16 protein-coding genes are annotated in these 21,021 nt (G+C 62.3%); 10 read left to right on the top strand and 6 right to left on the bottom strand.

What is annotated here, in order from left to right; all coding sequences use genetic code 11:
* Positions 1-248: 248 nt before the first annotated feature.
* The 5 genes from PDMSB3_RS35250 (at position 249) to PDMSB3_RS38355 (ending at position 5,618) form a co-directional block, all read left to right on the top strand.
* Complete coding sequence (locus tag PDMSB3_RS35250; RefSeq protein ID WP_007178531.1) at positions 249-1,097, top strand: class I SAM-dependent methyltransferase; 849 nt, start codon at positions 249-251, stop codon at positions 1,095-1,097.
* Between the two features lie 135 nt (positions 1,098-1,232).
* Entirely contained in the window at positions 1,233-1,832 is a 600-nt protein-coding gene (locus tag PDMSB3_RS35245) for a cytochrome b (protein ID WP_007178530.1), read from the top strand.
* A gap of 49 nt (positions 1,833-1,881) precedes the next feature.
* Positions 1,882-3,333, top strand: a complete 1,452-nt coding sequence (locus tag PDMSB3_RS35240) for a glycosyltransferase family 2 protein (protein WP_007178529.1) — start codon at positions 1,882-1,884, stop codon at positions 3,331-3,333.
* A 186-nt stretch (positions 3,334-3,519) separates the two neighbouring features.
* Positions 3,520-4,740: an aromatic ring-hydroxylating oxygenase subunit alpha gene (locus PDMSB3_RS35235; RefSeq protein WP_165189538.1), complete on the top strand. Its 1,221-nt coding sequence runs from the start codon at positions 3,520-3,522 to the stop codon at positions 4,738-4,740.
* 461 nt (positions 4,741-5,201) lie between these two features.
* Positions 5,202-5,618: a rubredoxin gene (locus tag PDMSB3_RS38355; protein ID WP_007178527.1), complete on the top strand. Its 417-nt coding sequence runs from the start codon at positions 5,202-5,204 to the stop codon at positions 5,616-5,618.
* A 29-nt stretch (positions 5,619-5,647) separates the two neighbouring features.
* Here PDMSB3_RS38355 and PDMSB3_RS35225 read toward each other — a convergent pair whose 3' ends face one another.
* On the bottom strand, positions 5,648-6,502 hold the full coding sequence (locus PDMSB3_RS35225; RefSeq protein WP_007178526.1) for an oxidoreductase: 855 nt from the start codon (positions 6,500-6,502) through the stop codon (positions 5,648-5,650).
* Positions 6,503-6,751: 249 nt separating this feature from the next.
* Positions 6,752-7,672, bottom strand: a complete 921-nt coding sequence (locus PDMSB3_RS35220) for a LysR substrate-binding domain-containing protein (protein ID WP_007178525.1) — start codon at positions 7,670-7,672, stop codon at positions 6,752-6,754.
* A gap of 124 nt (positions 7,673-7,796) precedes the next feature.
* On the opposite strand from PDMSB3_RS35220, the gene PDMSB3_RS35215 reads away from it, so the two are divergent.
* Entirely contained in the window at positions 7,797-8,564 is a 768-nt protein-coding gene (locus PDMSB3_RS35215) for a transporter substrate-binding domain-containing protein (protein ID WP_007178524.1), read from the top strand.
* Positions 8,565-8,595: 31 nt separating this feature from the next.
* Positions 8,596-9,711, top strand: a complete 1,116-nt coding sequence (locus PDMSB3_RS35210; protein ID WP_007178523.1) for a succinylglutamate desuccinylase/aspartoacylase family protein — start codon at positions 8,596-8,598, stop codon at positions 9,709-9,711.
* A 43-nt stretch (positions 9,712-9,754) separates the two neighbouring features.
* Here PDMSB3_RS35210 and PDMSB3_RS35205 read toward each other — a convergent pair whose 3' ends face one another.
* The 4 genes from PDMSB3_RS35205 to PDMSB3_RS35190 all read right to left on the bottom strand — a co-directional run bounded on the left by PDMSB3_RS35205 (position 9,755) and on the right by PDMSB3_RS35190 (position 14,185).
* A complete protein-coding gene (locus PDMSB3_RS35205; RefSeq protein WP_007178522.1) occupies positions 9,755-10,024 on the bottom strand; it encodes a cupin domain-containing protein in 270 nt (89 codons plus the stop codon).
* A gap of 254 nt (positions 10,025-10,278) precedes the next feature.
* Positions 10,279-11,211 (bottom strand): methyltransferase domain-containing protein, encoded by a 933-nt coding sequence (locus PDMSB3_RS35200; protein WP_007178521.1) that lies wholly within the window; start codon positions 11,209-11,211, stop codon positions 10,279-10,281.
* Between the two features lie 446 nt (positions 11,212-11,657).
* A complete protein-coding gene (locus tag PDMSB3_RS35195) occupies positions 11,658-13,811 on the bottom strand; it encodes a phosphocholine-specific phospholipase C (RefSeq protein WP_007178520.1) in 2,154 nt (717 codons plus the stop codon).
* Positions 13,812-13,870: 59 nt separating this feature from the next.
* Positions 13,871-14,185 (bottom strand): hypothetical protein, encoded by a 315-nt coding sequence (locus PDMSB3_RS35190; RefSeq protein WP_084747703.1) that lies wholly within the window; start codon positions 14,183-14,185, stop codon positions 13,871-13,873.
* Between the two features lie 212 nt (positions 14,186-14,397).
* On the opposite strand from PDMSB3_RS35190, the gene PDMSB3_RS35185 reads away from it, so the two are divergent.
* The 3 genes from PDMSB3_RS35185 to zwf all read left to right on the top strand — a co-directional run bounded on the left by PDMSB3_RS35185 (position 14,398) and on the right by zwf (position 21,001).
* Positions 14,398-16,380, top strand: coding sequence for an amylo-alpha-1,6-glucosidase (locus tag PDMSB3_RS35185; RefSeq protein ID WP_007178518.1), 1,983 nt, complete (start codon positions 14,398-14,400; stop codon positions 16,378-16,380).
* A gap of 51 nt (positions 16,381-16,431) precedes the next feature.
* Positions 16,432-19,233 carry an MGH1-like glycoside hydrolase domain-containing protein gene (locus PDMSB3_RS35180; RefSeq protein WP_165189536.1) on the top strand — a complete coding sequence of 934 codons (2,802 nt, stop codon included), beginning with the start codon at positions 16,432-16,434 and terminating at the stop codon, positions 19,231-19,233.
* A gap of 160 nt (positions 19,234-19,393) precedes the next feature.
* Positions 19,394-21,001 (top strand): glucose-6-phosphate dehydrogenase, encoded by a 1,608-nt coding sequence (zwf, locus tag PDMSB3_RS35175; protein WP_035516847.1) that lies wholly within the window; start codon positions 19,394-19,396, stop codon positions 20,999-21,001.
* Positions 21,002-21,021: the final 20 nt, after the last annotated feature.

Genomic DNA, 21,021 nt, shown 5'->3' with positions numbered 1-21,021 from the left:
GCGCCTTTCAGTGCGCTTGCGTGCCCGGTCTCCCGCTGGACGCTGTCGCGCGGCAGCCGCACGGACGATTTATCGTGCCGCCGGAAACTGCGCAGTCAAATGGACATCCAACCAGCAGGATCGATCCCGACGCATGCACGCCGACCGGCTCGAATTGCATGGCGACATCGGCGAAAATACGTCGCAGCAACGACAATGACGTTCTGTTCGCTTGCCTGTTGCCGCCAACCACCTGCCTGGAACTGCCGATGACCGCACCGATTCCGTTCGTCCCCGACCGCTTCAAGACCAACGCCGCGCACTACCTGGCGGGCCGTCCACCCTATTCGCCGCAGCTGATTCGCCGCGTCGCGCAGTCGTGCGAGCTCGGCGGTTCGCACCGGCTGCTCGATCTCGGCTGCGGGCCGGGGCAGTTGTCTCTGGCGTTTTCTTCGTGGGTCGGATCGGGTCTTGCGCTCGACCCCGAACCGGAAATGCTGCGCATCGCAGCGGGTCTCGGCGCCGGGATTGCGCCCAACATCGAGTATCGCGAGGGCAGCTCCTATGATCTGGCTCCTACTCTGGGGCGCTTTCGCCTGGCAGTGATCGGACGAGCGTTTCACTGGATGGACCGGCCCGACACGCTCGCCCGGCTGGATGAGCTGATCGAACCGGAAGGCGCGGTCGCGCTGTTCTCGACCGCGATCGTCACCGAAGCGCCGATTGCCTGGCTCGCGCCCTACCACGCGCTGGTCGAAGAGTATGCGCAGAGCGACCCGGCGCGCATGCAGCGCAAGTCGGACGACTGGGAGAGCCACGACACGGTGCTCGCGAAGTCGTCATTTCCGGCGCTCGAGCGTGTGTCGATTGTCGAAACACGGCGCACGTCGGTCGAATCGTTGATCGAGCGCCCCCTGTCGATGTCGAGTCTGTCGCGCGAACGGCTCGGCGAGCGGCTGGACGAACTGCAGGCACGCATCCGGCAGCTACTGGATGCGCATGCAACCAACGGCTGGGTCGAGGAACGGATCGAGTCGACCGCGTTGATCGCGCGGCGCGAGGCGTCGCATCGCCAGGGTGCAGTCGCTTCCCTGCGCCGGGCGCGCGAAATAATCTGAAACATACTGTTAAGCGCCCAGCGGAATAAAAACGCACACTGGGGCGTTTGCCTATTGCGGCGCGCGTGAACCTCCTTCGGTATCGCCGGATTTTCAAACAGCTTTCGCAGCAACGCGTCTGCGGACGGAACAACCATGAATACGCACGCCGACTCTTTGACCGATTCGAGCGGCACGCCAGTGCCGTCGCGATACACCCGCACGGCCATGATTCTGCACTGGCTGATCGCGCTGCTGATGATCGGCAACGTGGTGCTCGGCCTGAGCGCGGATTCGTTGCCGGACGACTGGGTGCGCCCGGTGGTCGATACCCATAAGTCGATCGGGATCACGGTGCTCGGTCTCGCGCTCATGCGCATCTTGTGGCGTGTGTCGCACAGGCCGCCGCCCTTGCCGCGCGAGTTTCCTTCGTGGGAGAAAATCGCCGCCCATGTCGCGCATTTTCTGCTGTATCTGCTGATGATTGCACTGCCACTATCGGGCTGGCTGCACGATTCCGCATGGAAGGACGCGGCGACGCACCCCATGCGCCTGTTCGATCTGTTTCCCTGGCCGCGCATCGGTTACGTGATGAATCTCGATCCGGCGCTCAAGGAGAGCTTGCACGATCGCTTCGGGGCCTTGCACACCTGGCTCGGCTACGCGCTCTATGCGCTGCTGGCAATGCATATCGGCGGCGCGTTGAAGCATCAGTGGATCGATCGCAAGTCGGTTCTGAAGCGCATGGTGCCTTGAGCGCTGCGTCCCCTTATCAACCGCAGCACCGACTAACCCGGCCGTCACTTTGAAGAAAACCCTGGAACAGGCTCTCGCGCTCGCGTCGCCGCGCATTGTGCCGCGCCGCACGACTGCGTTGAGTACGCTGATTCATCTGAGCGTGGTCGTGTTGTGGCTGCTGCTGTTCGCACGCGCCTTCTTTCTGCAGGGGGCGCTGGCCTGGTCGACGGGCATTGCCTACGTGGTGTACGACACCTTGCTGCTGGCGTTCGTCACGTGGAAAACGCTGCCGCTCATGCGGCGTACACCGCCGCTCGAACCCGAGTTCGAGCGGCGCAGCTTGCCGAGCATGGGCGTGATCGTTGCGTCGCATAACGAAGCGACCGTTCTGCCGGTGACGCTCGCCGCGCTGCTGCGGCAAACGCACGGGCCGGCGCAAATCGTCATTGCCGACGACGGCTCCACCGACTCGACCCGCGAGCTGCTCACTGGGCGCTTCGGCCTCACCGCGGCCGCCGACGGCGTGCTGAGCGCGCCGAGCTCGCTGTATCCGAACCTGTTCTGGCTGCGCGTGCCGCACGGCGGCAAGGCGCGCGCGCTGAACGCCGCGATCACCGTGATGACCACGGAAACCGTCATGACAGTCGACGCCGACACTCTGCTCGACGACGACGCCACCTACGCCATGCGTGCCGCTTTCGCGAGCGAGCCGAAGCTGGTCGCCGCAGCCGGCATTCTGGTGCCGGTGTGCGGCAAGTCGGTGTCGGGGCGTGTATTCCAGTGGTTTCAGACCTACGAGTACATGCGCAACTTCATCGCCCGTTTTGCGTGGATGCGCGCCGACAGTCTGCTGCTGATTTCGGGCGCCTTCGCTTCGTTCAAGCGCGACGCGCTGGTCGACGTGGGCGGTTTCGATCCGCAGTGCCTGGTCGAAGACTACGAGCTGATTCACCGGCTGCGCCGCTATTCGGTCGACCACGGCCTTGGCTGGGACGTGCGCGTGGTCGGCGACGCGCATGCCCGCACCGATGCGCCGGACAACCTTGCCAGTTTTCTGCGTCAACGCCGGCGCTGGTTCGCGGGCTTCCTGCAGACGCAATACTGGAACCGCGACATGACCGGCAATCCGCGCTACGGCACGCTCGGCATGCTGATGCTGCCGGTCAAGGCGATCGACACCATGCAGCCCATCTACGGCCTGACCGCGTTTGCGCTGCTGCTCGCCTTTCTGTTCGGCGGACACGGCGCGATCGTCGTGTCGATCTTCAGCGTGATCGGGCTCAAAACGGCGATCGATCTCGCGTTCTATCTGTGGAGCATTCATCTGTATCGGCGCTGGACCGGCGAGCGCACCGCCAACAGCTTGTGGATGGCGGTGTTCGCGGCGATCGCCGAGCCGTTCACGTTTCAGCTGGTACGGCATGTGGGCGCCACGCTCGGCTGGCTGCATTTCCTGCGCGGCGGGCGGTCGTGGGGCGTGCAGCGCCGCTCCGGCCTGGTGGCGCCGGACGAAGGCTGACGCGGCGCGGCGTCTTTTCAACAAGGTGTTCGAGGTGGGCGGTGCGCTTGTGCGGGCAGGCGCTGCCGAGGGTGGTTGCGCGGTCCTCGATCCCATAGGGTGTCGGGTTCTAGTAGACTGGCGACGATGCCGCCCGCAATCTGCAGGGTGGCGACCCTCTTTCCGCTCGTGCACGGAGACCCACCTATGCATGCTGTTCCCCCGCTAGAACAAGACACGGGCGATGCAACCGTCGATGTGCAGCCCGTCCAGGCAGCATCGCAGAAAAGCGCTCACGCGTCCGGCCAGGCGGCCAACGACGCGCCGGTGCGCGATCTGCGCCGCGTCGGCATTCACCCTGATTACTGGTATCCGCTTGCGTGGTCGCATGAGGTGAAGCGGGGCAAGACGCATGGCGTGACGTTCGCGGGCGACCCGATCGTGCTGGCGCGCACGGAGGCCGGCAAGGTGTTCGCGCTCGAAGACCGCTGCGCGCATCGTCAGGTGCCCTTGCATCAGGGCGTGGTGGATGGCGAATCGATTCGCTGCGGCTACCACGGCTGGACTTACGACTGTTCGGGCAAGTGTATCGACGTGCCGTATCTGGGTCGCGAACGTCTGCCGAACGGTGTGCGCTCCTATCCGTGCCACGAAGTGGAAGGCCTGATTTTCGTTTTCCCCGGCGACGCCGCTCTTGCAGAACAACGGCCCCTGCCGGATCTCGCCTCGGTTTCGGACAAGAAGTACAAGACGCGCCGCTTTGGCCGTCCGGTGAATTGCCACTACTCGTTCATGCACGAGAACCTGATGGACATGAACCATCAGTTTCTGCATCGCAAGCAGATGGGGCAGATGCGGGCGCGCTCGCTCGGCCGCCGCAACGGCGAGGGCTGGGTCGAAGTCGATTACACGTTTGCGCGCATGGCCGGCCAGCAACCTATCGGCGAAGCCATCGTGTTCGGCCAGAGCCGCAAAACCGGCGGCGACAACGACAAGGACGTGATGACGATCCGCACCGAGTATCCGTATCAGACGCTGCAGATTCGCACGTCCGAGCAGACGCTGGTGATGAATCTATGGATCGTCTATGTGCCGCTCGATCGCGAGCAGCGTACCAACCGCACGTTCGGCCTGCTGTCGATTCGCAAACCGGGCGTTCCCGGCGTACTGAATCTCGCATGGCCGCTGCTGGTGTGGTTCACCGAACGCATTTTCAAGGAAGACCGCGAGATCGTCGAAGCCGAACAGCGCGCCCACGATTCGCAAGGCGCGGACTGGAATCACGAGGTGTTTCCGGTCATCAACGAACTGCGCGCGTTGCTGCGCGAGCACGGCGCACCGGATCAGGTGGTGGGCGCCGGCACGGGCGACACCGAGGTGATTCGCTTCTGGGATTCTCGCCACGGCAGCCCGCTGGCGAAAAGCTGATATCCGGGTCTATCTGACGCCGGGCGTGTGGACGTGCAGTTTTGTTACTGATCGCGCCTGGCGCATTCACAGGAAAACTTTTCCCCGTCAAGGGGAATTAATCCATTTCCGGACGGTAGGGAATCCCGGGCGATCGAGCGGCGATAATGGCAGCTAATGCACGGCGGTTTGCGCTAATCGACATGCGCAGGCCGCGGACCCGTGTACCATTTCGCTTTTTCCGATCTTCAAGAATAGCCCGTGACTACGCAACAAATCCCTACCGCAACCCGTAAATCCCTCACTCTGCTGCAACTGCTGGGCCTCATCGGCGCTGCCGGCCTGATCGCCGCCATCGTACTGAACCAGTTCGTCTGATCTCTGCGCGAAGCCTCGGCGCGACGCTTCCGACCCATGCCGGCCCGTCCTGAAGGAAGCCCCTTGGGGACGCGCTGCCGGCTTAATCGATATTCCGATTTGCCATGTACAAGAAGGGCGTAGCCGTAGAAATCCAGTTTTCCCCCGAGCGGCTCAACGACGGCGCCGGCGATCCCTACTGGATCGATCTGACGCAGGCCGAAGCGCAGCGGTTGCTGGAAAGCCTGCAGGCGCGTCTCGCGGAAACCGGCGTGGGCACTGCCGCACCGTTGGTGGTGAGCCTCGATGAAACGCCGGCGTCGCAGGCGGCCGATGCGCCGCCTGCGTGCACCGATTCCGCCGCCACAGCGGACGACTTCAAGCAATGGGTCTGCGTGATCTGCGGCTGGGTCTACGACGAAGCCGAGGGTTTGCCGGAAGAAGGCATCGCGCCGGGCACGCGCTGGGCGGATGTCCCGCCCGACTGGCGCTGCCCGCTCTGCGACGTAGGCAAGGAAGACTTCGCGCTGGTCGAGTTTTAACCCAACCAACGGATGACTCGCGCGGCTTATTAACCCGCTCCCTCCGGAAAATCCGCGCCTACCGTCGTGGCTTCCCATGCATCGAAGTCGCCGCGCATGAAGTCCAGCTTCTTGCGGGCCAATTCGAGTGCAGTTTTGCCGAGCAGTAAACGCAGCGGCGGTTTGTCCGACAGCGCGGCGTCGATGATGGCCTGCGCCGCGCGCACCGGGTCGCCTGCCTGCTTGCCGCTGCGCGCTTCGGTCTGCGCGCGGCGCTCGCCGGCCGTGGCCGCGTAGTCGTCGATCACCGTGCCCGACTGTTTGATAGACGGACCCGCCCAGTTCGTACGGAACGGCCCCGGCTCAACGATCAACACGTCGATGCCGAGCGGCTTCACCTCCGTCGCCAGCGATTCGGACAAGCCCTCCACTGCGTATTTGGTGGCGTGGTAATAGCCGGTCGCCGCAAAGCTCGTGATACCGCCGATTGACGACACGTTCACGATCAAACCGCTGTGCTGTTCACGCATGATCGGCAAGACCGCCTTCGTCATGTCGATCAGGCCGAATACGTTGGTTTCGAACATGGCGCGGACTTCGTCGTCTTCGCCTTCCTCGATCGCGGCCAGATAACCGTAACCCGCGTTGTTGACGAGCGCATCGACGCGGCCGAAACGCTGCTTTGTCTGCGCGACTACGTCTTCGATCTGCTTGGGATTCGTCACGTCGAGCGCCAGAACCAGTGCGCGATCGGCGTGGCCCTCAACGATATCTTTCACTTTCGACGGGTCGCGTGCGGTAACCACCGCGCGCCAGCCGCGTTCCAGCACCAGTTTTGCCAGCTCGCGGCCGAATCCGGTGGAACATCCTGTGATCAGCCAGACGGGATTGTCTCGATTCATCATTTGGGGAAACTCCTGTTGATGGTCTACGACGTAAAGAAGACTCCATGCGGTGCGAGGGCGCTGTGCGCCGCTCGCCTCCGCAATTGGTTTGCTGCTGTGCTTAGCTTGAAGCGTGCCCGGACTTTTTCGGTGGGTGCCGGCGGTCGTTCGCCTACGTGGATGCTCGAACGGCGCCGTTAATGCTGCTTGCGTCCGGTGTGGATACTTAATTGTAGCCGCAGCGCGGCGGCTTCGCTTGGCAGCACCGCTTCAACGCGCCCGCACCGTGCGCGTGTACGAAGCGATCATGGTCGCGAGCTCCTGCGCGGCGGGCGTGAGCGGAATGGCCGCGCGCTGCAGCAGGCACACGTTCTGTTCGACCGCGCGCTCGCGCACGGGAATGGACGTGAGCGTGCCGGCAAACGGCCCACGCTTCGCCACGATCGACGACTCCAGCGACAGGCAGTCCGTTGCGCCCACCAGATGCAGCGTCTCGTACAAGCCTTCTACCGTCGCGACGATTTTCGGCGGCGGCAAGCCGTGGCTCTCGAACAGATGGCTCAGGCGATTGACTTGCGGATCGGCCGTGAGATTCGGCGAGCGCGTGGCCACCCACGTGCAGTCGACCAGTTCGGCCAGCGAGGTCGCGCCGGCCTTCGGATGCCCTTGGCGGCAGACGACCACCGGATCGGACGGATAAAGCGGCATGACCGATAGATCGGCGGTATCCGTGTGCTTCGAGACGAGGGCAACCGCGAAGTCCAGCGTGCCTTCGCGAATCCACGAAATCATCATGCGCGAGGTGCCCGTACGCAGATGCACCGCGACCCGCTCGAAGCGCGTGTGGAATTCCATCAGCACCGGCGCGAACGCATCGACGAGCGGTTCGGTTGTCATGCCGAACGTGACCTCGCCGACATAGTCGCCGCGCAGTTGCTGCACGTCCTGCTCCGCGCGTTCGCATTCGCCGATGATCGCGCCGGCCCGCTGCAACAGCCGCTGGCCGAGTGCGGTCAGCGCAATGCCCCGATTCGTGCGGGTAAAGAGCGTGGCGCCGAGCATCGATTCGAGGTTCTGCAATTGCTGCGTGATGCCGCTTTGCGCGATACCGAGCGCACGCGAAGCCGCGCGGATGCTGCCGTGCTCGGCCACGGCGGTGAATGCGCGAAGCTGGGAGATGGTCAACGCCATGAGGGCTGTGCCGTCCGGTGATCGGTAAAAGTGATCATGATAGTCTCAACGGGGCTTCTTTGATGCGCGGACGCGGCATAGGATGACGCGGTAGTTATCCGCCCACCCCACACTCCGTCCTCCCATGAAAATTTCGCTGATGATCTTGAGCGCCGCGCTGGCTTTCAGCAGCGGCGCGTTTGCTGCTGATTCCACCACGCTGCGCCTCGGCATCGATCCGACCTATCCGCCGATGGACTCCAAGGCGCCCGACGGCAGCTTCAAAGGCTTCGACGTCGATCTCGGCAACGAAATCTGCAAGCGCATTCACGCGCGCTGCCAGTGGGTGGAGCTCGAATTTTCGGGGATGATTCCGGCGTTGCAGGCGCGCAAGATCGACGCGATCCTTTCTTCAATGGCGATCACGGAAAAGCGCGAACAGCAGATTCTGTTTTCGTCGAAGCTGTTCCAGTTCAAATCGCGGCTAATCGCGCGCCAAGGTTCCGCGCTCGCGGGCGGCTTGAACGCATTGCCAGGCAAGCAAATCGGCGTGCAGTCGGGCACGCAGTTCGAGGGGTATGCGCTGAAGAACTGGGCGCCGCTCGGCGTGCATGTGGTGGCGTATAAGAGTCAGGAGGAAGTCTTCGCCGACCTGGAGAACGGGCGTCTCGACGGCGCGTTGCTCGGTTCGGTGGAGGCGGACTACGGATTCTTGCGCACACAGGCGGGCAAGGGGTTTGCGTTCGTGGGCGAACCGCTCTCGATGGGCGATCGCGGCGTGGGCATCGGCTTGCGCAAGGATGAGACCGCGGTGCAGGCCTCCATCAACGAGGCGATCGCCTCGATGCGCAAGGACGGCACGTACGCGCAGATCGCAAAGAAGTACTTCGACTTCGATCCGTACGGAAACTGATTCTCCGACTTTCTTTTAAAGACTCCCGCTCATGAACAGGCAATCCATTCCGCTTCTCTCGCCGGCTATCGGCACGCACCGCGAACTGGTGTCGTTTCATTTCGGCCCGGCGAATAGCGGGCAGAAGATTTATATCCAGTCGTCGCTGCATGCCGATGAAACGCCGGCGATGCTGACGACGGTCTTGCTCAAGCGTCGTTTGCTCGAACTGGAAAAGCAGGATGCGCTGAACGCGGAAATCGTCCTTGTGCCGGTAGCGAATCCGGTCGGGCTCGGCCAATACGTGCTCGGTCAATTTCTTGGCCGCTTCGATCTGGGCAGCGGGAAGAACTTCAATCGTCACTTCCTGCAGTTTCCGAAGCTGGTGGCGCAAGCCAAAGAAGCGTTGGGTTCCAATGCCGCCGAGAATGTGCGGATTGTTCGCCGGTTGATTGCCGAGGAACTGGCCGCTCAGAAACCGTTGACCGAATTCGAATCGCTGCAACTGGCGCTGCTGAAACTCTCGTTCGACGCGGATGTAATTATCGATCTGCACTGTTCGCTCGAAGCGGCAATGCACCTCTATACCAGCGAGGCCGCGTGGCCCGAGTTCGAACCGTTGTCGCGTTATCTTGGAGCGCAGGCGTCGTTGCTTGCCACCAATTCAGGCGGCGAAGCGTTCGATGAAACGCACAGCCTGTTATGGTGGCAGTTGCGACAAGCTCTGCCGGCCGACAAGCCGGTGCCTGACGGTGCGATTGCCGTGACCGTGGAGTGCCGCGGCCAGCGCGACGTTTCCTATGAGGTTGCTCAAGAGGATGCCGACGCACTTGTCGATTATCTGGTGTGGCGCAAGGCGATTCAGCTCGACGCCAGGCCTTTGCCGCCGTTGTTGACGCCCGCCACGCCGCTCGCCGGCAGTGAGCAGTTCTATGCGCCGGTGAGCGGGATTCTCATTCACCGCGCGAAGATTGGCGACACGATTCGCGTGGGGCAGGCGCTATTCGATATCGTCGATCCACTGACGGACGAGACGACGACGATCGTCAGCAAGACCGAAGGCGTGTTTTACATGCGCCGCGCGATTCGCTTTGTAACGGCCGGCGCACCGCTTGGGCGTGTGACAGGCACGCGGCCTTTCAGGACTGGCGTTCTGCTGGGCGCCTGACGTTCTTCTTTCGATTGGCGCGTGCCGTTTTTCAGGCCGCGCCTTACTGCTTCCTTCCCACCAGATACGTCACACCATTCGGGCCATAGCGCTCCGAATGCGGTTTGTGGGGCAGCAAGTGGAAGACGTCGCCGACGTGATACGCGCGTTCCTCGTCACCCACGCGTATGCTCATTTCGCCTTCGAGAATCAGGGCTTTCGCTTCGAACGGATGCTCGTGAACAGCCATCTCGGCGTTCGCCTCGCGCGTGACAACCACGGCGTCGGGGAAGCCTTCTTTCGTCAGGCTTTCGGTGAATGCGTTACGGTTCATTACGGATTCCTCGGCAATCGATTGGGGGTACTTCACTTTAACGCTGCGCGCGATTTTCTGCAGGCGAGGCTTCGAATGTCATGCCGATACGGTTGCAGTCGTGCTGACGTTTCAGTGCAGTTGGGTGCGCTTGCGACAGTCGCCAGTCAAGTCGTAAACTTCCCGGAATTCACTTCGACAAGCTAACTATTTAGTCGTGCGGCATTGGCTGCCACGCGCTCATGCTGGACAAGGCGGCGATTGCCGACTGACGGTCAGCCCGGATAGGCTGTCTTCATGATCGTGCCTGGATCGGCGTCCCAGGAAAGGTTGCAGGGCGCCACCTTTTTTATCACGCACATGCTCGCCAGATAGCCGGTCTCGTTCTCAAGGAACGTCGCCGGATTGTCGATCTGCGTCTGGGGGATGATCGCCGCCGGGTTGCTCTGGGCGCTGGTCACGACCTCGAATCCGGTGAACTGGTTGAAGATGCCATGCCAGCCGAACTTCGAGAAGCGGTAAAAGTCCCACGGCGCATCATGCACCGGCCACGACTGATGAGACTGGATAAAGCCGATACCACCGGTCTTCATCACCTTGTTCATCTCGACCGCGACTTTCCACGGCATCATCAGGTGTTCAAACGTGGAGATCGTGTAGATGTAGTCGAAGTGATTGGCAGGAAGTGTCTGAGAAAGGAAATGGGCATCGCCGACTATGTCGACGTTTTCGCCGGCCACGATGTCGAAACCCACATAGCTGGCCGAAGCAGGGAAGAGCGCACGGCGATTGTTGCCGCTGCGGGCGCGTGAGCCGATCTCGAGAATGGCAGGATTGTCGGCAGCTCGCACCGATTCGAAGAAAGCCGCCTCGGCAGCGCTTGATTCCGCGCAGTCCGCGTTAAGCACCTCGCGCGCCGGATCATCGACACGGAGTTCCGTTTTGCCGTCCGACAGGATCAGGCCAATTCTTCCATACCATCCGTCTCGCGCGTCGATGCGACATGACAGTCTGAATCCCCACTTTTCAGCACCTCGACCGAACGCGGCTGCGACGTCCGGCCGGTTGACGGCGGTGATGACAGGCTGATAACGCTTGCCGTCCAACATTACCGAGATCGATCCGCGACGCTCCGCAAGGCCGGAAAACCAGCCTTCACAGAATACGTGCGAACGAAAAGTTTCCAGACGGTCAATCGCATACGCCATCTTGTCGTCTCCGTTTGATTCTTTCAATGGCTGCTGTGGGGGCATATCGCAGCTCATCCTCGGGCTTGAGCCGTCCCAGACGACGGCATGACCGGCGCGACCTTATTGCCGGACGAGGTACGCGAGGATCGGGCGGGTCGGATTTGCGAGCGAGCACCGAGTTTAGCAAACACACCCGGGTGGCGTCGGCACGATGCCAATGCCGTCGTGAACGAGAACCTTCACGCGATCGGTGAAGGGAGAAGTCTGATTCGATACGCGCGTCGAATACTATGCCCCTCGCTAGAGGCCAGAGCGCTGAACGCCGGGCTATAAAAAAACGGTGGTGCCGTTGTCCGACCGGCGCCTTCCTCCATGATGGAGTTCACGTGTCCACCTATTTCAGGTGGACACGATGCTTCCAGGTCTTTCAGTGCAACTCAAGACGGTTTCACTTCCGCTTACTCTTAAATCGCCACCAGCACCGGCGCAACCGCCGCCGGATCACTAATGCTCGGCCGCCCATTCTCGACGTGACCCGCAAGACGGCGCGAGAAGCTCGCGTCGTCATTGCTCGTCACCGTCAAGTCGTACCAGTGATGGCTCGACGCCAGCACCCATGCTTCTTCGATTTGTGCGCCGGCCGGCACCAGCACCGGACGCGGACGGGCACCGTATGCGTTGTCGGTCACCGTCAACCGCGCAATACCGCCGCCCTTGTTGCTGAACTTGAGGAACACGTTGCCGTTCGCGACGTCGTATTGCACCTTTACTTCCGGTTCGGCCGGTTTGTTGTTGCCGTGGCCGCCGCCGAACTGCGCGTTCTGTGCCTTCGGCTGCTGCGTGTTGCCTGCGAACTTGCGCACGAAACCATTCGGGCCGAACACTTCGAACGTGTACACGCCGCTCGTCACGGTCAGATCGAATGTCTCGCTGAGCGACTTGCCCGCTTCGACCGTGTAACGCCACGGACCGTCCGTGCGGTTCATCGAGTACACGTAGAAATGCGCGCCCTGATCGCCGGTGTTGCCGATCGAGAGTTCGAACGTGTTCTTCTTCGAGTCCGCGTGTCCGTTCACATGCAGTTCATACGGCAGTGCGCGCGCGAAACGAATGCCGCTTTCCTGCGGATCGATCGCGCCCGGCGTTGCGGGAACGGTCGGCTTGGGCTGCGTCGCGCACTGGTTGTCGGCAATGCTCTTGTAGTTGCTCGTGTCCGGCAGCGGCGGCACCTTCGAGTCCGGCGTGCGGAAGTCGAATGCCGTGGTCAGGTCGCCGCACACCGCGCGGCGCCATGCCGTGATGTTCGGCTCATACACGCCAAAGCGCGCTTCGATGAAGCGAATCACCGACGTGTGGTCGAACACCTGCGAGCACACAAAGCCGCCCTTGCTCCACGGCGACACGATCGTCATGGGCACACGCGGGCCGAGGCCGTAGGGCAGGCCGTCGGCAGTGTAGCTGCCGCCGCGCAACGGATTCACCACGTTGTGAATCTCGCCTTCGGTGCTGACCGTGGACTGGCCTTGAGCGCCTGTCGTTGCGGGTTGCGGCGGCACGAGGTGGTCGAAGAAACCGTCATTCTCGTCGTACATGATGAATAGCACGGTCTTGCTCCAGACCTCCGGATTCGACGTCAGCGCTTCGAGAATCTGCGACGTGTATTCCGCGCCGTATGCGGGCGTATAGCTCGGGTGTTCCGAGTACGCGGCCGGCGGGCACAGCCACGACACTTGCGGCAGCTTGTTGGCCAGCACGTCGGCCTTCAGGTCGTCGATGGTGCGCACGGTTTGCGCGCGCTCATACAACGGCGAACCCGGCTGCGCGTTGATGAAGTTCGTGAAATTCTGCAGGATGTTGGTGCCGTAGTTGCCGTTCAGCGGATCGGCGCCGGTCAGCCCTTGCTGATACACCTGCCACGAGATACCCGCGGCTTGCAGGCGCTCCGGATACGTGGTCCACGAGAGCAATTGGTAATTCGGCGGGCCGTCGCCGTCGACGAAATCGTTGTTGTCGAGCAGCGGGCCGCCCAGCGTGCCGGACGGATCGACCATGCCGGTCATCAGATACGCGCGGTTCGGGTGCGTGGGCCCCGGCAGCGAGCAGAAGTAGGCGTCGCAAACGGTGAACGCATCGGCCAGCGCGTAGTGGAACGGAATGTCGCTGCGCAGGTGATAGCCCATCGTCATGTCGGTCTTGTTGGCGGGCCACTGGTCGTAGCGGCCGCCGTCGATCGCGGCGTGGGTCTTGTACCAGGAGTGATCCAGATCGCCGACGCATTGCGCGCTGGTGGTCGCCGTGTTCAGATGGAACGGCAACACAGGCTGAGCCGGATTTTCCTTCGACGGTTGATACCACACCGGCTTGCCGCTCGAGAGCGGAATCGGGAAACGGTCGTTGTAGCCACGCACACCGCGCATGTGGCCGAAGTAGTGGTCGAACGAGCGGTTCTCCTGCATGAACACGACGATGTGCTCGACATCGCGGATCGTGCCGGTGCGCGAAAACGCGGGAACGGCAAGCGCATTACGAATCGACTCGGGCAGCGCGGTCAGTGCGGCAGCAGCGCCGGCGGATGAAGCCACGGTCTGCAGGAAACGGCGACGGCTAGTTGATGTCATCGAATATCACCTTCTGCGTGGGGGAAGAATAGCGCGCCTCGCGCGCCGGGAGAAACGGGTCAGTTGCTGCTCGCGCTGTCGCCGGGTGCGTAATGCATGACGGGTGAGACTTGCTGGCTGTCCGCGGCGAGACTGGCTTGCATGTTCTGCGTGATCGGATCGGAGGCTGCGGCCGGGTTCGCCGCGAGCGTCGAGGATGCATTGAGCATTGCCGCGGCGGGCGCCATCGCCGCATCTGGCGCGGCATCGTTATTGGCAACGGCCGGCGATGAAGACGTTGCAGAAGGCGCGGAATCATCGGCACCGCAACCGCTCAACGCTACAGTTGCAAGCGCAACCAAAGCGGCACTCGCGAGGCGTTTGTCTCTTCTCATGTTTGCATCCAGTTTCGTGAAGGCGGATGCAGTCTCTAATCCTTTCAAGAAATAATTGTGAAACGTTTGCGAGTGGTAAAACTTGCGTGTTTGAGTTGGTCTTTCGAAAGGCAGTGGAAAGTGAGAAGTAGGAGAATGGTCACTGCAACGCCATGTGACCGGTAATCTTGGGCACACCGAACGATCGACGGCTATGTACAACCGGTAAGTTCATGACACGCATCGAACGACCTTTCGACATCACGCGTCTCGAAGACGAATGGCTGGAAGCGGACGGCTTCGGCGGTTTCGCGTCGGGCACTGTCGGCACGCTGCGCACGCGCCGTTATCACGCGTTGCTGCTCGCCGCAACGCGGGCGCCCGGCGGGCGCGTGGTGCTTGTCAACGGCGTGGAGGCGTGGCTTGAGGCGAACGGCAAGCGTTATCCATTGAGCATGCAGCGCTACGTGCCGGATCTGATTTATCCGGACCTGACCGCGAGTCTTATTGCATTCGACACCGTGCCGTGGCCGACATGGCGTGTGCAACTCGACACGCATCTCGCATTGACCGCTGACGTGTTTGTCGGCAAAGCGACCCGCGAAACGGTTTTGCGCTGGCGTCTGCAGAGCGCTGGAGATACGGCTGCAACAAGCGCGCTCACATTGAAAGTCAGGCCGCTAATATCGGGCCGCGACTACCACGCGCTGCATCATGAGAACACCGCGTTCAACTTCACCGCGCAGACGAGCGGCGATCAGGCGTGCGTAAGCTGGCAACCGTACGGCGATCGGCCGGTGATCCAGTGCGCGACGAACGGCGTCTACACGCACGCGCCGGATTGGTATCGCAATTTCTGCTACGTTCGCGAGCGGGAACGCGGCCTCGATTTCAGCGAGGATCTGGCGACGCCTGGCGTGTTCAGCTTCAATCTCGCCGATGGTGCAGCGGTGATGATTCTCAGCGCTTCCAGTGCCACGAGCGGCACGCAATCGGCAGGCGCGAAACCGGCATTCGCGCACGCAACAGAACTGGCGCGCATCGAGCAACAGCGCCGCGACGCGCTCGGCTCGCGCCTGCAACGCTCGGCCGATGCCTACGTGGTAGAGCGCAACGAAGGCCGCACGATCCTCGCGGGCTTTCCGTGGTTCACGGACTGGGGTCGCGACACATTCATCGCAATGCGCGGTTTGCTGATCGCATCAGGCCGGCTCGACGACGCCGAAGCGATCCTGCTCGAATGGTCAGGCACGCTGTCCGAAGGCATGCTGCCGAATCGTTTCCCCGACTATGGCGACACGCCGGAATACAATTCCGTCGACGCGTCGTTGTGGTTCATCGTCGCCGTGCACGACTATCTGGCGACGCATCACGCGAGCGCCGCCACGCAGCAGCGCCTGCAGCAGGCAAGCGAAGCCATCCTCAGGGGCTACACGGAAGGCACGCGCTTCAACATCCAGGCATCCGCCGCTGACGGCCTGCTCAGCGCCGGCACACCCGGCGTGCAACTTACGTGGATGGATGCGAAAGTCGGCGACTGGGTGGTCACGCCGCGTATCGGCAAGCCAGTCGAAGTGCAGGCGCTCTGGATCAACGCATTGCGCATTGCAGCAAGTTGGAATCCGCACTGGCAGCCGGCCGCTGACCGAGCGTTGCAAGCGTTTCATGAACGCTTCATCGATCCGTCCACGCAAGCACTGTTCGACAACGTGGACGTCGATCATGTCAAAGGCGCGATAGACCGCTCGATTCGCCCCAACCAGATCTTCGCCCTGGGCGGCCTGCCGTTTCCGTTGCTCGACGGCGCGGCGGCGCGCGCGGTGCTCGACCAGGTCGAAGCGCAGTTGCTCACGCCACTGGGACTGCGGACGCTGGCGCCTTCCGATCCTGCCTATCGCGGGCACTACGGCGGGCAGCCGCTGGAGCGTGACGGCGCCTATCATCAAGGAACCGCGTGGCCGTGGCTGCTCGGTCCGTTTGTCGAAGCATGGTTGCGAGTCCACGGCGGCGCGGCGGATGCCCGCATGCAAGCGAAAACGCGCTTTCTCGACCCGCTCTACGCGCATCTCGATCATGCCGGTCTCGACCATCTCTCTGAAATCGCCGATGGCGATGCGCCGCACGCGCCCGCCGGCACGCCTTTCCAGGCCTGGTCGCTGGGCGAGTTGTTGCGCATGGAGATGCTGCTGGCCCGGTTGCCGTCCGCCGGCGCCTAAACCGCGCTACGATGTGTGTCCCACCGCCAAGCCCGATGCAAGGATGTAGTCATGCCACCGCTGCGCGCTGCCAATCTGCTCGCCACCATTGAGGGTTCACGGCTCCATTCGGCCGACTGTGCGCATTGGCAACGCTGGGGACCGTATCTCAGCGAGCGTCAATGGGGCACCGTACGCGAGGATTACAGTGCCGACGGCACCGCCTGGGACTCTTTTCCGCACGACCATGCGCGCAGCCGCGCTTACCGCTGGGGCGAAGACGGCATTGCCGGTTTCGGCGACGACAAGCTGAGCTGGTGTGTTTCGCTCGCGCTATGGAATCGCAAGGACGCGATCCTGAAGGAGCGCCTGTTCGGTCTCACGAATGCGCAAGGCAATCACGGTGAAGACGTGAAAGAGTTGTACTTCTACGTCGACGGCACGCCGACGCATTCGTACATGCGCATGCTCTACAAGTACCCGCACTCCGCCTTTCCGTACGACGACCTGGTTCAGGAAAACGCGCGCCGCGGCGGCGACATGCCGGAGTACGAAATTCTCGACACGGGCGTGTTCGACGATTTGCGCTACTTCGACGTACAGGTGGAATACGCGAAACACGCGCCGGACGACATACTCATGCGCGTGACCATCGAAAATCGCGCGGACCAGGAAGCTTCACTGGATGTGCTGCCGCAAATCTGGGCGCGCAATTCGTGGTCGTGGAAAGAGAACAGGGACAAGCCGTCGCTCGTCGCCGGTACGGACCGCAATGGCAAGGCGTATCTGGTCGGGCATCAGCATGGCCAGGAGCCGATCGTCGTCACAGCCTGGTCGAAAGACGCAACGGTGACGTGGCTCTTCTGCGAGAACGACACCAACGTGAAGCGTCTCTTCAACATGGACGGCGCGGGCCCGTTCAAAGACGGCTTCAACGATTATCTCGTGCACGGCGATGAACACGCGATTCGCCGCAACGCGGGCACCAAGGCTGGCGCGCATGCGTCGATCGAACTCGAACCGCATGGACGCGCCGTGGTGTACATGCGCTGGCGTCCCCAATCGAGCCCCGACGATGCGCAACTCGACGCTGAAGCGATATTCGCGCACCGCATTGCCGAAGCCGACGAATTCTATGGCGCGCTGCAACAGGACATCACCGACCCCGACGCGCGTTTAGTGCAGCGTCAGGCGCTCGCCGGCATGCTGTGGTCGAAGCAGTACTACCAGTACGACGTGCAGCGCTGGCTCGAGGGCGACCCGCTTCAGCCGGCGCCGCCTGCAAGCCGCAAACGCGGCCGGAATATGGACTGGCGGCACCTGTGTAACGCGGACATCGTGTCGATGCCCGACAAGTGGGAATACCCGTGGTACGCGTCGTGGGACCTGGCGTTTCATGCCGCCGCGTTCGCCTTGATCGATCCGGCGTTCGCGAAACGGCAATTGCTGTTGCTGGTGAAGGACCGCTATCAGCATCCGAATGGTCAGATTCCCGCCTATGAATGGGCGCTCGGCGACGCCAATCCGCCCGTGCACGCGTGGGCCGCGTGGCGTGTGTATGAAATCGACCGCGCTCTCACCGGCAAGGGGGATCGCGACTTTCTCGAACTGATCTTCCATAAACTGCTGCTGAATTTTTCCTGGTGGGTGAACCGCAAGGACGCCGACGGCCACAATATCTTTCAGGGCGGCTTTCTCGGGCTGGACAACGTCGGTATCTTCGACCGCTCGTCGCCGCTGCCGACCGGCGGCCATATCGATCAGGCCGACGGCACCGCGTGGATGGCCGCGTATGCGCTCGACCTGATGCGCATCGCGCTGGAACTTGCGTACGCGAATCATGTTTTCGTCGATATCGGAGTGAAGTTTTTTGAGCACTTCCTGTATATCGCCGAGGCCGTGAGTTGCGACGACGGCTGCGATACAGGCCTGTGGGACAGCGAGGACGAGTTCTTCTACGACAAGCTGCGTCTGCCGGACGGCAGCAGCGTTCCCATGCGGTTGCGCTCGATCGTAGGTCTGATTCCACTGTTCGCCGTGCACGTGCTGGAAGAGCGTCTGCATGGCGGCCTGCCGGGTTTGCGTGAACGGCTGATCTGGTTCCTCGAACATCGCCCCGACCTGGCGAAGCTGGTCTCGCGCTGGAACGAGCCGGGCAAGGGCAACGCGCTGCTGCTCTCGCTGTTGCGCGGGCATCGGATGAAAGCATTGCTGCGCCGTGCACTCGACGAAAGCGAATTTCTTTCCGATCACGGCGTGCGCGCGCTTTCGCGAGTCCATCGCGATCAGCCGTTCGTGTTCAATCACAACGGAGACAGTTTCACCGTGAAGTATTTGCCGGCCGAATCGGATACGCGGGTGTTCGGTGGCAATTCCAACTGGCGCGGCCCGGTGTGGATGCCGGTGAACTATCTGCTCATCGAGTCGCTCTACGAATTCCACCGCTACTATGGCGACGATTTCAAGGTCGAGTATCCGACCGGTTCGGGCGAGGCGTTCACGCTGAGCCAGATTGCCGACGAACTGGCGCGCCGGTGCACCATGCTGTTTCTCAAGAACAGGGACGGCGAGCGGCCAGTAATGGGCGCTTATCCTCTGTTGCAGACCGACCCGCGCTCGCGCGATCTGATCCTGTTTCATGAGTATTTTCATGGCGATAACGGGCGCGGTGTCGGCGCTTCGCATCAGACCGGCTGGACCGGGCTGGTCGCCTTGCTGTTGCAACCGCGCGTGATGGGGGTGTCGGGCAATGTACCGTTGGCGGGCGAACCGGATCGGGCGCCGGTGCCGACTTCCCCTTCGGCGCACGCCACAGTGGCAAGCATGCCCGAATCTGCTTCCGCACCTGAGCCGGCGCACGCATCGATGAAGTAGGGCGCGGCGGCGCGAGCGGGCGTGAGGTTGCTCAGGTTACGTTAGCCATACAACGTCGCGTGGCGAACAGGTCGCTTGGCCGTTTTTGAACTGTGTGGGTACAAGCGTGGTCTTTTATGTATCACCACGTTCGTTCCATCGGTTTCCAAAAGTGAATCCCATGTCGACTACACCGAATACCCGAGCAACCGATCACCCCGTCGCCAGTCAACCGCCGAGCTGCAAAGTCAGCATGAATCCGCAGCAGGCGCCGGCATCGCCGGCCGGCAAGCGGCCCGCGCCGCCTTGCACGCTGGTGATCTTCGGCGCCGGCGGCGATCTGACCAAACGGCTCCTCATGCCGGCGCTCTACAACCTGGCGGTGGATAGCCTGCTCGACGGCGGCATGAAAATCATCGGCGTGAATCATGGCGCGCGCGAGACGAGCGAGTGGCGCGACGAACTGCACCAGTCGCTCGAGCAGTTTGCCGCCGACAAGGCCAGCACCTTTCACGCCGGCAAGCTCGACGACCAGGCATGGGACTGGGTCGCGCAACGGCTCGAATACATGGCCGGCGAATTCGAAACCGACGACACCTTCGCGAAGCTCAAGCAGAAGCTCGAGCAAACGCCGGGCGGCAACGTGATCTTCTATCTCGCGGTCAGCTCGCGGTTTTTCGAGCCGATCGTCGAGCGCCTCGGCAACGCGGGTTTGCTGAAAGAGGGCGACGGCGGCGGCTTTCGCCGGCTGGTGATCGAGAAACCCTTCGGTAGCGATCTCGCTTCGGCACGCGATCTGAACGCGCATATCCTGTCGTTCGCGAAAGAAACACAGGTGTATCGCATCGATCACTTTCTCGGCAAGGACACCGTGCAGAGCATTCTCGCGGTGCGCTTCGCCAATGCGCTGTTCGAACCGATATGGCGGCGCGAATATATCGACAGCGTGCAGATCACCGCTTCGGAAACGATCGGCGTGGAAGGGCGCGGCAAGTTCTACGAACAGACCGGCGCGTTCCGCGACATGGTGCCGAACCATCTGTTCCAGCTGCTCGGCATGGTTGCGATGGAGCCGCCCAATTCGTTCGACGCCGAAGCCGTGCGCGACAAGAAAGCCGAAATCTTCGACGCGATCAAGCCGCTGACGCCCGACGACGTCGTGTTCGGCCAATACGAAAAAGGCCCGGCCGGTGTCGGCTACCGTGAGGAGCCGAACGTCGCGCCGGACAGCAAGACGGAAACCTACGCCGCGGCGCGCGTGTTCGTCGAGAACTGGCGCTGGGCCGGCGTGCCGTTTTATCTGCGCACGGGGAAACGGTTGGCCGGGCGTCGCACGGAAATCTCGGTGCAACTGAAACCGGTGCCGTTCCGCCTGTTTCGCGATACACCCGTGGACGCGCTCACACCGAATGTGTTGACCCTGCGCATCGATCCCGCACACGGCACGAGATTCGACTTCAATGTGAAAACGCCTGGCCCGGTTATGCAGATCGGTGCGGTGCAATCGTCGTTCGACTACGGCGACTTTTTTGCGGAGCGCGCCAACGTCGGCTATGAGACCTTGCTCTACGACTGCATGCTCGGCGACGAGACGCTGTTCCAGCGCGCTGACAGCATCGAAACGAGCTGGTGCGCGGTGGACGACGTGTTGCACCCCGAATCCGGCGGCGCGATGCCGGTGCATGGCTATCCGGCCGGCAGCGAAGGTCCGGCGGAAGCAGACGCGCTATTGGCGCGCGGCGGTCACGCATGGCGGCCGTTGCAACGGGATGTCGTGGAGAAAAAGTAATTCGACGAGCCGCACCAACA

Source organism: Paraburkholderia dioscoreae, assembly GCF_902459535.1.
In the GTDB taxonomy this organism is placed as follows: Bacteria; Pseudomonadota; Gammaproteobacteria; order Burkholderiales; family Burkholderiaceae; genus Paraburkholderia; species Paraburkholderia dioscoreae.
Note: the sequence above shows the minus strand (reverse complement) of the source record. Positions and strands in the feature narration are given on the sequence as shown.